The following is a 13,797-nucleotide window of genomic DNA, read 5'->3' as shown; positions in this document are numbered from 1 at the left end:
CGACGCGCAAGGCAAGGCGGTGGACGCCACCTCACCGCCTTGCCTGTCCCACGGGTGGGCGGCCGGCTGTCTCACCCCGCACAGGTCAACGCGGTGAGGGCAGGGCTGGGCCGGCTGCTCCACCCGCGGCGCTCGCTCAGCGGCACCCAGTCGATCGGCGGTCGCTCCGTCACTGGCTGAGCCGGCTTCCGGGGTACGCACCCGGCACCAGGATCGGCAGCTCCACGTCGGTCGCAGACACGTTATAGACGTTTGGCGCTGCCGCCGCCGACAGGTCGAGAGCCGATGTAACCGGAGGGATCTGCGTGCCGAGCGCAAAGTTGACGACGTTGGTCGCATTGGGCAGCGAGCTCGCGCTGACGATTGCCGCGTACTGAACGTGCTGCGGATAGAACAGCAGCCCGACCTGGTCGCCGTCCTGAAGCTGCTCTCCAATGGCTGGCAGCAGGACTGCGCCTGCGTTCAGCCCCGGATCATCCTGATGGTCGCCTTCTGCAAACGCCGTCACCTGGTCGTCCACCAGGATCAGCTTGCCCGCACGCTGAATGCCGACACCGACGTAAGCCACCGCCGCCTGGACCGCACCCGTTCCGCGCGTCACCGCCAGGTTGGTGATACGGGGCACGCCGGCCAGCACCTGCCCGGTACCGCTGATGGTCGTGATCGGTACGAAGACCGGCCCGGCCGCACCCAGCGGCACCGACGCGGTCAGCGTGGAGGCACTCGTGGGAATCGCCCCCGGCCCGGACAGCGAGCCCACGGGGATGCGGTCCATCTCCAATCCGACCGGCTGCGTATTGGGGGCGCCAACCGTATCCGCCACCGAGAGGCAAACCTTGGGGATCGCGTTGAACGTGTCGGATTCGATACCCTTCAACTGCCTGTCGAACCAGCTGAGGATCGACGCGACACCCACGACGCCGCCGCAATTGGCGGTGCCCTGCGACTGGCCCGCCAGCGGATTCATATGACCGCCTTCGGTCGTCAGCACGCGCACATCCGCGCCGGTCGACGCGAAATACCGCGCGTTCATGTAGGCCTCTGTCACGTTGAACAGAACATCGCGGTTGCCCTGCAGGAACAGCGCTGGCACCTTGCGCAGTACTGCCTGGGTTTCGCCAAAGTTCCAGGGAAGGCCCGCACGCTGCTGCGCCTCGAAATAGCCCATGCCATGATCGAAGAAGAACTGGGTCAGCTCCGTGCCGGAGACGGGACGCGGGTACGCCGTCGGCAGACTCGCCAGATTGAACAGGTCTGTCTCCGTGCGGACGGTACTGGCTAGCGGCCCCTGCACGCCGATGGTGTTGCACAGCGTCGCTACCAGCGGCGTATTCGATACGCCGTGCCCGCCCGGGCTTGCAGTCGTGGCGGTGCTGGCCAGCAGGCAAAGCAGCCCACCATAGGAGAGCTTCATGCCTTGGCCCGGCAGCAGGCTGTACAGCAGGTCATACCAGGTGCCGTTGGGCACGATGGTGTCGATGCGTGGGTCGAGCGCGGCCAGCGGCATCTGAAAACCGCCCCCGTAGCTGTAACCGACCGTGCCGACTTTGATGTCTTTGGGTATCCCGGTCTGCGGCTCGGTCTGCACGTACAGACTGTCGGCGTTGTCGTAGGCCCAATCCAGGATCGCGCGAGCGTCCTGAACTTCGGCGCGCGGATCGATGATGCGGGCATTGCCGCCGCCATTGGCTGGCACGCTGTCGCCGTGTCCGCGTTCGTCGTAGCTGATGACAACGTAGCCGTGATACGGCAGCGCCTGCACCAGTTCGTCCACCGACGTGAAATGCGGATCGCCCGGATGCAGATCGCCATTGGCTGCCAGGGTTTTCAGTCGATTGCCGCCGTAGCCATGGCTGTGCAGGACCACCGGAAAGCGATCGCCAGGACAGCGCGAGGGCAGCATGACCGAAAAGTAAACACGGGTGGTTGGCGTTGGATTCGCGCTCGGGTCGAAGTCCGACGGCACCGGCACGACGATCGAGTTGTTGACCACACTCGGTGCCAGTGGTGTATCGCAGGCAGCCGACTGCGCGACAGGGGACGTTGCCACGACCGAGGAGGTCGCTGATCCTGAGGTGCCCGCCGTTGATGAATCAGATGCGCCGCCACCGCAGGCGGCAACGAGCAGACAAAGACTGGCTGCAAGGCAGCCGGTGCGGATGTGCAGCATGGGGTCTCCTCCTGCCTCGATCGGCGTTTTCTATGTACGTATGCCGAGGCTGCGAGGATTCTATTGACGCCGTTCTGTTTGAGACACGCTGTTTTTTAGAGCCTGTCATCGAAAGGGGCGCGCGATGCAGGTTAACCCGAGCGACAGTGGCCGTTCTCCCGATTAGCGAAAGCAAGAACTTTCATCCAAGCGCGGGGAAACCACGACTGCGGGAGGCCGGTGAGGCGCTGTGGATTCGCCCGGGGGCGATGCAGAGATTGCAGGTGACAGGCTGATGCTGTTCACCCGTTCGTGTTGAAGCAGTAACTTTAATGGAGGCCGGCGAATCTACTGGCCCACACGTTATCCGTCGCGGTCAAGAAAACCTTCGACCATCAGGCCGAAGGTTTAGCACGTGAAATCAAGAACCGGACGACAGGTACTGTTCTCGCACCGCCAGCCCGGCGTAAGGCAAATTGCTCGCGGTGACGATCGCCACGTAGTCGGAGAATCGGTACTGCAACCGTGCCGTCTGCAGTGGCGATCCGCTCAATACCTCGGGTGATGGATTACCCATTGTCGACGTGGGCATACCGAGCGCATTGCGCAGCGCATATCTCGCGCCATCCCAGGCGGCCGTTGTGTCGCCGGCGCTCATACCGCGTCGGTAGACGTCTATGCCGACGAGATGGCCACTGGGCCCGAAGCTGAGCCACAACTCGCTGACAGGCGGGCCGGCAAGACCGAGCTTATTGGCGTCCACACCTCGGCAGCGAAGATAGCGGTAGCCGTGCTTGACATCATCACAGGCTATGTCATTTTCGTATGCCCAGCGAGCGGCCTCCTCGGCGGTCGTGCGGTCCAGTACGAATCCGCCTGGGACGGGGCGAGCCGGTGCGAGTTGGTCTGTTCGAAGGTGCGCCAGGCCGCTGGCACGCAGTGCGCTGACTTGCTCCGCCGTGGTGTTGTCGACGGGGCAGGGGACGCCAAGCATCGCGAGCAGAGGACGAGCCGCCTTCGAGTGCATTGCCCCGACCAGACCAATCGCAACCGTCAGCGCTGCAACACTGGGCATTGTGTAGCGTTGCAGCCAGCGGCGCGGGCTCATTGGCAGTTCTGGGCGGTGTTGGGGCCCAGATACTGAGGCATCGACGACACGATGGTCGACTTGAGACCAGTGAGCACGGGTGCTACACGGGAGATGTAGGCATCCGGAACGCCATCGGTCTTCATGACAGCAGCGGCATCGGTAATGAACTGATCGAACACACAGCCAGGGATACCGACGTCGGAATGTGCTGCGGCCATGTCGTCACACATGACGGTGGTGCCGTCCGCCGCGACTTGCCCTGGATAGCTGAAGGGGCCACCAAACAACGCTTTGAACTGGAGGTTCAGGCAAGCCTTGAGACGACCCACCGTGTCGTGGCCAGGTTGACCGATGTTGGCAAAGTAAGGTGCTTCTTTGGGGTCTGCCAGCAGACCGGACACTGCGTCGTCGACCACCTTCGAAATGGCGGCCGGTGCACTTGCATCTCCGCCAAGTCCGGCCCACATGTCGGCGTTTTGTGGAAATTGTGCTGTCGACGCCGTCGATGCCATCGACATGGGCGCATCGTCGCCGCCGCCGCATGCGCTCAGCGTCGCGGTGGTCAACGTCAAAACCAGTAGCAGTGCTCGCTTCATGGGTCAATCTCCTTGGGCAGGGTATGGATCGGGCGCTGCGCGACTTGTCTCAAGCCCGGCGCAGCGCTGACGTCATATACGTCTGCCATGCGAGATCGGATGCAGGATGGATCGATTCACTGCAGAATTTTGATGTGCGGCATGATCCACGCTCGCGCACGACTGCATCGAACCGCACTGGAGCGTATCAGTGCACGGAATTAGTTGAGGTACCGCAGCGCCTGCATGTGGACGTTGCGTTATCTGCGAGGCTCTTTTATTTTACATAACACAAATTATGCGTGATTAAGGCGCGAGCTTGGGTCGACGCTGCATGGGGACGATAGCGAATACCACGCGCTTTCTGCCTGTGCACAACCACCGAGGTATCACTCCTGCTTCCCGATCTTTATTGGCGTTTCAGCAAATATGCTAGATGGCGCACGCAACCCTGCGATGCCATGTCAAGCAAGCGGCTCGGCCTCGGGGTCAGCGGGCGCGGAACGCCGCACTGATCTGACGTGCACGTTTTACCTCGTCGCCGTGCAGGTAGATCGAAGTGGTCGAAACCGATGCATGCCGGAGGTTGTCCCGCACGGTCGTCAGCTCTGCGCCGCGCTCCAGGGCATGGGTGGCGTGCGTATGCCGCATCCAATGTGGACTGGCCCTTCGTAGCTTCTCTGCTAGCACAGGATGATCGCCTTCAATCACGTCGGCCGCCGTCAGGAAGAACCGTTTGACCACATTCCATAGTCGCGCCCCTGTGATCCCGCCATTGGGATCCAGCCCCAGTGTTCCGATCAGCGAGGTTCGAGGATCCCAACGCGCCTGCGTCACCGGCAACCCGCGTTCCACTAGGTAGCGATCGAGCGCCCCGCGCGCCAATGGTGGCAGCGCAACCTTGCCAGCGCGACTGCCCTTCCCGACCAGATGGATCCAATGGTCAGTCTGCCGATCCGTTTCGAGATCACCTAGCTTCGCAGAAACGAGTTCGCTCGCCCGTAGGCCGGTCGCATAGCCGAAGTCCAGCACGAAGCGCAGCCGCTGCGCGGCAGGCGCGTCCCACCCATACGACCACTCCAGTCCATCAGCGATGGTGCGGGCCAGCGCCCATTCGCCCTCGGTAAAAGCATGCGAGGCATCCAGCGCGGCAGTCCTCCCGCCGCCGCGTACCTTGACGCCGGCAAACGGGTTGGCCAGCACGTACCGCTGCTGAATCAGCCAACGGTACATGGCCCCCAACACGGACAACGCGTAGGCGACCGAGCGCGCAGACAACCCATCCGTGAACGGCCGCCATTCAACGGACGTGCGCGGGAGCGCCGGGCCGACCCAGCGCTCCCGTGGCGTCGGCCGGCGTAGGAAGCTCCGGTAAGCAATGGCGTCCTCGGTGGTGAGCGACGACAGCGGCCGACCGCGTTCGACGATCGCCCACAAGATCAGGCGCTCTGCCTCTTTGCGGTATGACCGTTGGGTCGCGGGCGATTCATGCAAGGAAAGCCAAGCTTGCACCGCTTCGTAGTCATTGTCGGCGGTGAGGACGCAGGTCTCGCGCGGCGCACGGAATTGCCCTTGCGAGCCATCGACTTCGTGCGGCAGGCGCAATTGCTCCCACGGCACCACCACGCCGCGGACCTGTTCAGCAATCAGCGCCCGGGCGCGCTCGGTCAATCGAGGGTGCTCTGCAAAGAATGCCTCGATGCGCCGCGCACTGGCCTGCCCCAATCCAGGAATGACCGCCCACCAGCGGCGTCGGCGCGGCACGCGCACAGTCAGGTCGGCCAGGGTGTCAATACCGGCGGCACGCAGTGCGACGACAGCACGAGCATCCAACCACAGTTCCACATCATCGCTGATAAGCGGGGCTGATAGCGGCAGCGTGCGGAGCAGTTCGATCGCCTGGTCGGCTGCCCTGCCCCGTTTTGCACGGTCGGCTGCTGACATCTCGAACAGTATCGCCAGGTCTTCGCGCTGACGTCGGCGGGCAAACGTGGCGAGCTGACGCCGGACACGACCCAGTACGCCACGCGAGGACTGCCTTGGAGTCAGGCGCTCGCCCAGGTAGTGCTCAACGGCCTCGCGAGTGGACAAGCCGGCATGCCAGGCACGCAACGCCGCCAGTTCGGCGGCATCGGGGAAATCAGATGGTGTGCCTACGGAGGGATCGACGGGAAGCAGACGCGTTTTCATGGAAGGCAGTTTAGTGCCTCCATGCTGCTATTGCGATAAGAATAGTTATCGCAATAGCTCTATATCCTCGAAGAAGGACGTATGCAGTTTTCGGCTACTTTTCTTCAAGACCCTTGGAGGGATGACTGCGCCGCTGTCGTCTGTTGGTCAGCGGCGGCGTTCGTGCTGACAGATGCCAATTCGCTCGGGCGATCCGAATCATTTGGAAATGACGGTTTTTCCGCTGAATTCACTCGTCTTCACAGCATGTCTTCCACTTCAAATCGTGAAAATCATGCCGAATTCTTCACGTCCCAGCGGTACTGTCTCTTGGTGCGGGGTCACCTCACATGCACACCCTGTCCGTCCTGTGTAGACCGAACAATGGAGCTGCGCGTCATTTTTTTCTGCCGAAAAAAAACTTCATAGTGCCGGCGCCTTGCGGACGGCTTACGCGTTTTCTACTTTTGCGGCAGTTCAAAGAAAAAGCGATGCGCAAGAACTGCGCGCACGAACAGAGGCGGTTGTCCCTCAAACAGCGCACCCGACAGGCGAGTATTCCCATGAAGTCCTTAAACCCCTCCGGCGGCGCCTCGCATCCAGCGCGGCTTGATTCAGCGGCCGTCATGACCAACCTGCCGCCGCACGGCGGCCGATGTGCTCCGGCCTGAACGCTCGACACGCCGTCACCGCACCGCGCATCTCGTCTTTCGCCCGCCGTCGTTGCGCCGCTGCGCCTCGCAGTGGCGCAGCCGTCGGCGTCGCTCATCCCCAGACCCGCAGGAAGCCCCACATGGACATGCTGGACGTAATTGGTATCGGGATCGGCCCGTTCAACCTCAGCCTAGCAGCACTGATTGCGCTCACACCGCTGCGGGCACTGTTCCTGGAAAAGCGCAACGCTTTCTGCTGGCACCCAGGGCTGATGTTGCCTAACGGTCGGCTACAGGTCTCGCCGCTCAAGGACTGCGTCACGCTGGTCGACCCGACCAGCCCTTACTCGTTCCTCAACTACCTGGCGGTGCACCGGCGGCTCTACAGCTTCGTCAACAAGCGCAGCGCCTCCACCTCGCGGCGAGAGTTCACCGACTACTACCAGTGGGTTGCGCAACAGCTCGGTACGCTGCGCTTTGGTGAGGAGGTGATCGACATAGCGCCCGTGGCTGGCGGCTATCGCGTCAGCACGCACGCCGGCACCTTCCATGGGCGAGCCATAGTGATGGGCGTGGGCGTGGAGCCGAAGATCCCGGCCAGCGCCCGCGCATGGCTGGGCGACACGGTCTATCACGTGGCCAACTACCTCGATTGCCCACCGCTACGCGCGGGCGAGGAGGTGCTGGTGGTAGGCGGCGGCCAAAGCGGCGCCGAGGTGGTCGAACATATGCTCGAGCAGGCGCCGACGGCGCGCATCACGTGGGTCACCTCGCGGGCCAACCTGTTTGCCATGGACGACAACGCCTTCGTCAACGAAGCCTACATGCCGGGCTACAACCGGCGCTTCCACGCCCTGCCGATCCGCCAGCGCCGCGCCATTGTCGAGGCGGAGAAACTCACCAGCGACGGCATCTCGGCCGAGCTGTGCAACCGTCTGTACGACGTACTGTACGAACGCAGCGTGGCCGGCACGCTAGCCGGCAGCTTCCGCCTGCTGCCAGGCGTGGTGATGGAAGACATCACCCGCCGCGACGAACGCTGGCAGGTGGGGCTGACCGCGCTCACCACGCCACACCGCTGCCGCATCCAGGCCGACCGCATCGTGCTGGCAACCGGCTTCCAGCCGCGCACTCCGCCCTTCCTGCAAACGCTGCTGGCCGGTGCCTGCTTGGAGGACGGCCTGCCCGACCTCGGCGACGACTACGCCGTGCGCTTCGAGAAGGGCATGCCGGGCCCGGTCTATCTGCAAAACCAGGGCCGCGTCCAGCACGGGCTGCAAAGCGTGAACCTATCACTGGTTGCGTATCGCAACAGTCGCATCATCAACAGCCTGCTCGGGCGTGCGTTCTATCCAGACGTACCGGACCAGCAAATGCTCGGCGTCCTTGACCACGCCGAGGACGCCGCTGAGGTTGACCTTAGCCTCAGCTTTGACACCATCCCCCACCCGCGCCGCCACGCCGCCATCGCATGACCGCTGCTTCGCTCTCTGCTGTCCACAACCGGCCTGGCATCACAGTGCCTCCACATGCTGACCTGCTGCCCGACACGCTGGAGCTGCGCGCCTTCGTGCCGTTCCTGATCGCATCGATCGTGATTGCGGCCGCCTATGGCACCAGCTTCCTGTTACCGGACTACCTAAAGGCGCACGGCATGAACAGCGCCGCAGCGGGAGCCATCATCTCCAGCGGCATGGTTGCCACCATCGTGTGCTGCTGCCTGGCGGGATGGGTGGCCCAGCGCATCGGCGTGATGCCGACCATCGCTGTTGCATCGCTGGCCATGGCGCTCGCCATGCTGGGCTTTGCCGGTGTGGCAGTCGATGCGCGTGCGGCATACGTGGGCGGCATGCTGTTGGGCGTGGGCTGGTCGGTGTTCTTCATCCTGGCGCCACTGCAGATCATCCACCACTTGCGGCCAGCCGCGCGCATCCAGTATCTGACCATCGTGTCGGGCGCGCAGATGGCGGGGCTAGGGCTGGCCACGCCGCTCAGCCGCCTGCTGGCGCAGTACACCGGCTCGGTGGCGGTCGTGTATGTGATGTTTGCGGCGGCCTGCGTTGCGGCAGCGATGTGCGTGGAGGCCTCGCGGCGTGCCATGGTCCATGCGCCCGGCCTGCCGATGACGCGTGTGGCCATCACCGCGCGTGAAACGCTGGCGCTACTGAGCGAGCGCACCGCCGCGCCCATCGCCATGATCGTGTTTGCCGCGTGCGTGTTTGCGGGGCTGTCGACCTACCAGAGCGTGTATGCCGAATCACGCCACCTGCGGCCCGATCTGTTCTTCCTGGCCTTCACGGCAACCAGCGTGGCGCTGCGTTTCTCGCTGGCACGCGTGATGGGGCGCATGCCGGTGCAGCGGTTGGCCCTGGTGCTGTTCGTGGCGACGGCCGCATCGCTGGCGCTGTTCATCGCCAACACAGGCAGCACGCTGCTGTACGTGGCGGCCACGGTGGTCTTCGCCACGGGCTACGGGCTGAGCTATTCCACGCTCAACGGCATGGCGGTCAACCTAGCTGGCGAACAGGGCGTGTCGGTGCCGGTCACCTCGCAGATCTTCACGCTGGCGTACTTCATCGGGCTGTTCGGGTTTCCGTTCATCGGAGGGCATCTGATCCGCCGCTCGGGCCCCAACGCCATGCTGCTCGCGCTACTGGGGGCGGTGGCCATCAATGTCGTGCTGCTGGCCACGCTGCGCGTGCGGGCGGCCGCACCGGCCGTGCGCTGAAGCGCGGCCTTCGTCTTTCTTCTCAAGGAGGTTATTTCGTATGCTGACCGAAGCGCAACAGGAAAAGTGGCACCAGGACGGGTATCTCAGGCTGGAAGGCTTCTTCGACGCGACCGCGCGCGAGCGCATCTCCAACCTGGTCGACGAGATCGGCCGCTGGAACGTGAGCGACGACAAGTGGATGATGTGGTTCGAGAGGACCAAAGAAGACCGCAAGATCATCTCCAAGGTGGAGAACTTTCTCGACTATAACGATGCCCTGCGCGAAGCCCTGCTGGCCGATGGCCGCATCCGCAGCGCCGTCGAGACGCTGCTTGACGAAGACACGCGCATGCTCAAGGAGCTGCTGATCTTCAAGTACCCCGACAGCGGTGGCTACCGTCCGCACCAGGACATCTATCACATCCCGCACAAGATTCCGGAGCGCATGGTGCACGCAGTCGTCGCCATCGGAATCGACGATTCCGACCCCAACAACGGCGGCCTGTTCTTCACGCCCGGCCGCCACAAGGAAGGCGTGTTTCCGATGAACAAGGGCGGCGTGATCGACACCGAGGTGGCGAACACCTTCACGTGGGAACCAACGCCCTGGAAGGCCGGCGACATCTTCATCTTCGACGACTACGCGCCGCATTATTCGGAGCCCAACAAGAGCGACCGCTCGCGCCGCACGCTGTATCTGGTGTTTCAGCGCGCCTCCACCGGCGGGCCGACACGTGCCGAATACAACCGCATGAAGCGCGCCTACAACCCGCCCGAGGGCAAGGTGGCAGACATGGATAACCTGAAGGTGTCCAACGGCATCTTCTACCGCGACTGAGCGGACAACCCTGGGGGAATGCACACGTGTACACGAAGCAGATCGACCGCACGATGATGCGGCACGAGTACGGCGTGCTGGTCTGCCGCCTGCTGGAGCACCTGCCGCAGGGCCTGCAGACGCAGTTCGGCACGTCGGTGGTGGAAGTGGTGCCGGGCGGGGCGGTCGATCTGCACGCGCACCACGAGCACGAGCTGTGGGTGCTCATCTCGGGGCGCGGCGAGTTCGAGGCCGACGGCCAGATCCGCCTGGTGGGCGAATCAACGTTGTTCTACATGCCGCCGCACCAGAAACACGCCATCCGCAATACCGACCCGAATGCCAGCCTCAAATTCCTCTCCATCTGGTGGGACTGACCTGACCGATATGCGCACCTACTTCGTTTGCCCCGCACCGCCCTGCCCCAATGGCAAGCTGCACCTCGGCCATATCGGCGGCGTCTACCTGCTCACTGACGTCTTCGTGCGTTTCCAGCGCATGGCTGGCCACCGGGCGTACCACGTCACTGGCGCCGATGAGCACGGCACCTACACCCTCGTGAAGGCCCGCAAGCTCGGCCGCCCGGTCGACGAGGTCGCACAGATGCACATCGATGAAATCTTGCAGTGCCTGCGCGCGCTGCAGATAACACCCGACGTGTTCGTGCGGACTTCCAGTGCCGCGCACAAGAACAACGCCCTGGCGATCTTCCGCCAGTTGCAGGACGCAGGCTATGTAGATGTGCGCGACGGAGTGCAACTCTACTGCGCACACTGCGACGAGTTCGTCGCTGACTCGCTGGCTGCCGGCAACTGCCCGGCTTGTGGCGCACCCACAGACAGCAACCTATGCGAAAACTGCGGCTTGGCTGTGCAACACGCTACCTTGCGCAATGCGCGGCACGCCACGTGCGGCAACGCGCTCACGTTGCGGCCGATTCGACAAGCGGTGCTCAACGTACCGCTTCTGGCGCAGGCGCTTGACGAGGCCATCTCGCGGAGCGCGTGGCCCGAGGTGATCCGCGAAAAAGAGCACAGCTGGCTGGCTCGCGATGCCCATGCACTGCCGATGTCACGCCACTTCAGCCGCGGCGTAGTGCTCGACCAGCCCGAAGCCGTGGCTGGTCAGACGCTGCTCACCTGGTTCGAGGGCCTGTGGTGTTACGACACGGGCATCCGCGAGCAATGCGCCCGCGACGGCCTGGACGCCGAAGCGGTGCTGCACGACCCCGACACGCACCTGCTGTTCTTCATGGGCCAGGACAACCGCTTCTACTACACGGTGGGCGTGAGCGGAGCCCTGCTCGCGCGCGGCTACCCCATCCCCGATAACCATTCGATCCAGGATTTCTACAAGCTCGAAGGCGAGAAGTTCTCCACCAGCCGCAACCACGCGCTGTGGGCCGACGAGGTGGCCCGCGAGCTGGAACCCAGCGTCCTGCGCTACGCGCTGGCGCGCGTGGCCAAACCGTTTGGCGGTAATGACAACGATTTCCAGATCGACGGCCTGATTGCCGCTACCACGCATCTGCGCGCATGGGAAGACGCGCTGCGCCGTAACGCCGAGGGAGCCCTCACGGTGGATGCCAGTGGCCTTTCGCCCGCCCTGCGCGGCATCACCCAGCGTTACGCTCGCGCCATCGAAGACGTGCGCTTCTGGGACGCGCTCGACGCCGTCGACGCGTATTTCGAGGAGTCGGGCTTGGCACATGAGAGCACAGGCGCATGGAAGGCGGAGCGCGTGTCGGTGTTCCTGAGCCTGCTGTATCCGGTGGTGCCGGCGCTAGCGATCCGCTACGGTCAGCACTTCTTTGGCGCGGCTTGGCAGCCCTCGCTCAAGGAGTCCGCTGTGCAGCCTGCCCTGCCAAAGGCCACTGCCGACTTTCCTTACTTCAGTGCACCGGTGCCCGCCAGCTTTATCGCAGCCTACTACGAGCGCTTTCGCCCTGACCACGCCGCCGCGACCATGCCTGCCTGACCCATGAACCTGATCCCCTCGCACCGCAGCCGCCTGTCGCAAGACTTTGCCGCGTTCGACTACTCGGGCGGCAAGCACGCCGTCAACTTCGCCTACGGCCTGCCGGACCCAGCTCTGTTCAAAGAGCTTGCCTGGCCGGATGCCTTCGACACTGCCACCGGCGTATCGGCGGCCGACCTGCCGCAGTACACCGATGCGCTGGGCCTGCCGGAGCTGCGCACGCAGATCGCGCTGCGTCACGGCGTGCGGCAAGACCAGGTGATCCTGACCAACGGAGCCTCGCAAGCAGTGCAACTGCTGGCTGACCTGTACCTCGATCCAGGCGACGTAGTGCTGACCGAAGACCCGTCGTATCTGGGCGCGCTACGCACGTTCTCGGTGGCAGGGGCGACCATAGTGCAGCTCGGCATGGGAGCAGACGGCGTCGACCTGGATGCGCTGGAAGCCGCTCTGCGTCAAACGCACCGCGTGAGGCTGTACTACACCACTCCTGCCTTCCACAATCCGACCGGCTGCCATATGCCACGTGCGCACATGGCCCGCGTGGCAGCGCTGCTGGCGCAGCACGGGGTGCCGCTGGTCCAGGATCTGGTCTACGCCGAACTGCCCTACGATGGCCTCACCGAGTGGCTTTCGTCCGGTGGCAACGTGATCAATGTGCACTCCATCTCGAAGGTGGCGGGACCGGGCCTGCGCGTAGGCTGGGTGCTGGCGGAGCCCGACATCATCAGCCAACTCGCGCGGCTCAAGTGCGACGGCGGCGTGAGCCCGATCGTGAGCAACGTGGTGCTGGGACTGATGCGGTCGGACGTGCTCGATACGCACATCGCGCGGCTGCGCCCGCATTACCGCGCAAAGCGCGATGCTCTGCACAAGCTGCTTCAAGGCAGCCGCTTCTGCGAGCCCGACTACACCATGCCACGCGGCGGGTTCTCGTTTTGGGTTCGGCTGGTGGCTGGCACCGATGCGCAGGCCTTCATCGACGCAGCGCGCCGCGAGCACGATGTGCGTTTGGTGCACGGCCAGCACTACGGCCCGGCCAGCCTCAACCACGTCCGGCTGTGCTTCAGCTATCTGCCGATGTCCAGCATCGCGCAAGGGCTGGCACACCTGGACGTGTTGCATACGCGGCTCTATAGGCCGAGGCAAATCGCCGTTGGGACTGTAGCGGCCTGAGCGAGCGTTGTGTCCGAGAAATAACTTTGACCGTTACGCCGCGTCAGCACTTAGGCCCCTTAATAGGTACTCAAGTGGGGCTAAGCTAACAGCGACCGGGCACGGCTTTTACGACGCACGACAAAACAAGATTTCCTTCGGCGAGCGTGAGGTAAATGATGAGCCATCGTAGTCGACAAGCCGCGCCACGACATTGAGTCCGTTGAGCCCACAAATCGCCTGCAGCTCTTCGGGAAAGAAGCATCGCCTGCGACCTTCTTCGTCCTGGTGAGCCTGCCATCACGCATGTAATAGAGCTCGAACTGTTGATTTGCGCCGAATCCCCGTGAGTCAGGATTCCGTGCAAATCGACATACTGAGCAACAAAAGCAGGAGGTCCGTACCTTTCTCGACAGTCTCGCCTTGGCACCAAAGGTGAGATCAGCGACGCGTTGATCGTCCTCTTTCGGCCATGAACGGACCTTCAGGTCGCTACATCGCC

Annotated in this window: 10 protein-coding genes; 6 read left to right on the top strand and 4 right to left on the bottom strand. The window is 63.6% G+C overall.

Annotated elements, in window-relative coordinates; translation table 11 throughout:
- Positions 1-169 precede the first annotated feature (169 nt).
- From NKG59_RS00925 to NKG59_RS00910, 4 genes are all read right to left on the bottom strand, one after another.
- The gene (locus tag NKG59_RS00925) at positions 170-2,170 is read right to left on the bottom strand and encodes a CocE/NonD family hydrolase (protein ID WP_253534414.1); all 2,001 of its coding nucleotides are present in this window, start codon (positions 2,168-2,170) and stop codon (positions 170-172) included.
- A 400-nt stretch (positions 2,171-2,570) separates the two neighbouring features.
- Entirely contained in the window at positions 2,571-3,257 is a 687-nt protein-coding gene (locus NKG59_RS00920; protein ID WP_045203884.1) for a hypothetical protein, read from the bottom strand.
- A complete protein-coding gene (locus tag NKG59_RS00915) occupies positions 3,254-3,835 on the bottom strand; it encodes a globin family protein (protein ID WP_253534412.1) in 582 nt (193 codons plus the stop codon). The genes NKG59_RS00920 and NKG59_RS00915 overlap by 4 nt, the downstream gene beginning before the upstream one ends.
- 468 nt (positions 3,836-4,303) lie before the next feature.
- Positions 4,304-6,004, bottom strand: a complete 1,701-nt coding sequence (locus NKG59_RS00910) for a phage integrase family protein (RefSeq protein WP_045203886.1) — start codon at positions 6,002-6,004, stop codon at positions 4,304-4,306.
- A 772-nt stretch (positions 6,005-6,776) separates the two neighbouring features.
- Here NKG59_RS00910 and NKG59_RS00905 point away from each other — a divergent pair.
- Genes NKG59_RS00905 through NKG59_RS00880 form a run of 6 tightly spaced genes read left to right on the top strand, consistent with a single transcriptional unit; the run spans position 6,777 to position 13,316 of the window.
- Positions 6,777-8,111, top strand: a complete 1,335-nt coding sequence (locus NKG59_RS00905) for a lysine N(6)-hydroxylase/L-ornithine N(5)-oxygenase family protein (RefSeq protein ID WP_253534410.1) — start codon at positions 6,777-6,779, stop codon at positions 8,109-8,111.
- On the top strand, positions 8,108-9,364 hold the full coding sequence (locus tag NKG59_RS00900) for an MFS transporter (protein ID WP_045203888.1): 1,257 nt from the start codon (positions 8,108-8,110) through the stop codon (positions 9,362-9,364). The genes NKG59_RS00905 and NKG59_RS00900 overlap by 4 nt, the downstream gene beginning before the upstream one ends.
- A 40-nt stretch (positions 9,365-9,404) precedes the next feature.
- A complete protein-coding gene (locus NKG59_RS00895; protein ID WP_045203889.1) occupies positions 9,405-10,184 on the top strand; it encodes a phytanoyl-CoA dioxygenase family protein in 780 nt (259 codons plus the stop codon).
- Positions 10,185-10,210: 26 nt separating this feature from the next.
- Entirely contained in the window at positions 10,211-10,540 is a 330-nt protein-coding gene (locus tag NKG59_RS00890) for a cupin domain-containing protein (protein WP_045203890.1), read from the top strand.
- 10 nt (positions 10,541-10,550) lie between these two features.
- Positions 10,551-12,140 carry a class I tRNA ligase family protein gene (locus NKG59_RS00885; protein WP_045203891.1) on the top strand — a complete coding sequence of 530 codons (1,590 nt, stop codon included), beginning with the start codon at positions 10,551-10,553 and terminating at the stop codon, positions 12,138-12,140.
- Positions 12,141-12,143: 3 nt separating this feature from the next.
- Positions 12,144-13,316: an aminotransferase-like domain-containing protein gene (locus NKG59_RS00880; RefSeq protein ID WP_253534408.1), complete on the top strand. Its 1,173-nt coding sequence runs from the start codon at positions 12,144-12,146 to the stop codon at positions 13,314-13,316.
- Positions 13,317-13,797: the final 481 nt, after the last annotated feature.

It is taken from the genome of Ralstonia chuxiongensis, assembly GCF_024158925.1.
Taxonomy (GTDB): domain Bacteria; phylum Pseudomonadota; class Gammaproteobacteria; order Burkholderiales; family Burkholderiaceae; genus Ralstonia; species Ralstonia chuxiongensis.
Note: the sequence above shows the minus strand (reverse complement) of the source record. Positions and strands in the feature narration are given on the sequence as shown.

Excerpts from the sequence above, each read along its gene's own strand:
- NKG59_RS00925 (WP_253534414.1), bottom strand. The coding sequence starts at position 2,170 with ATGCTGCACATCCGCACCGGCTGCCTTGCAGCCAGTCTTTGTCTGCTC.
- NKG59_RS00920 (WP_045203884.1), bottom strand. The coding sequence starts at position 3,257 with ATGAGCCCGCGCCGCTGGCTGCAACGCTACACAATGCCCAGTGTTGCA.
- NKG59_RS00915 (WP_253534412.1), bottom strand. The coding sequence starts at position 3,835 with ATGAAGCGAGCACTGCTACTGGTTTTGACGTTGACCACCGCGACGCTG.
- NKG59_RS00910 (WP_045203886.1), bottom strand. The coding sequence starts at position 6,004 with ATGAAAACGCGTCTGCTTCCCGTCGATCCCTCCGTAGGCACACCATCT.
- NKG59_RS00905 (WP_253534410.1), top strand. The coding sequence starts at position 6,777 with ATGGACATGCTGGACGTAATTGGTATCGGGATCGGCCCGTTCAACCTC.
- NKG59_RS00900 (WP_045203888.1), top strand. The coding sequence starts at position 8,108 with ATGACCGCTGCTTCGCTCTCTGCTGTCCACAACCGGCCTGGCATCACA.
- NKG59_RS00895 (WP_045203889.1), top strand. The coding sequence starts at position 9,405 with ATGCTGACCGAAGCGCAACAGGAAAAGTGGCACCAGGACGGGTATCTC.
- NKG59_RS00885 (WP_045203891.1), top strand. The coding sequence starts at position 10,551 with ATGCGCACCTACTTCGTTTGCCCCGCACCGCCCTGCCCCAATGGCAAG.
- NKG59_RS00880 (WP_253534408.1), top strand. The coding sequence starts at position 12,144 with ATGAACCTGATCCCCTCGCACCGCAGCCGCCTGTCGCAAGACTTTGCC.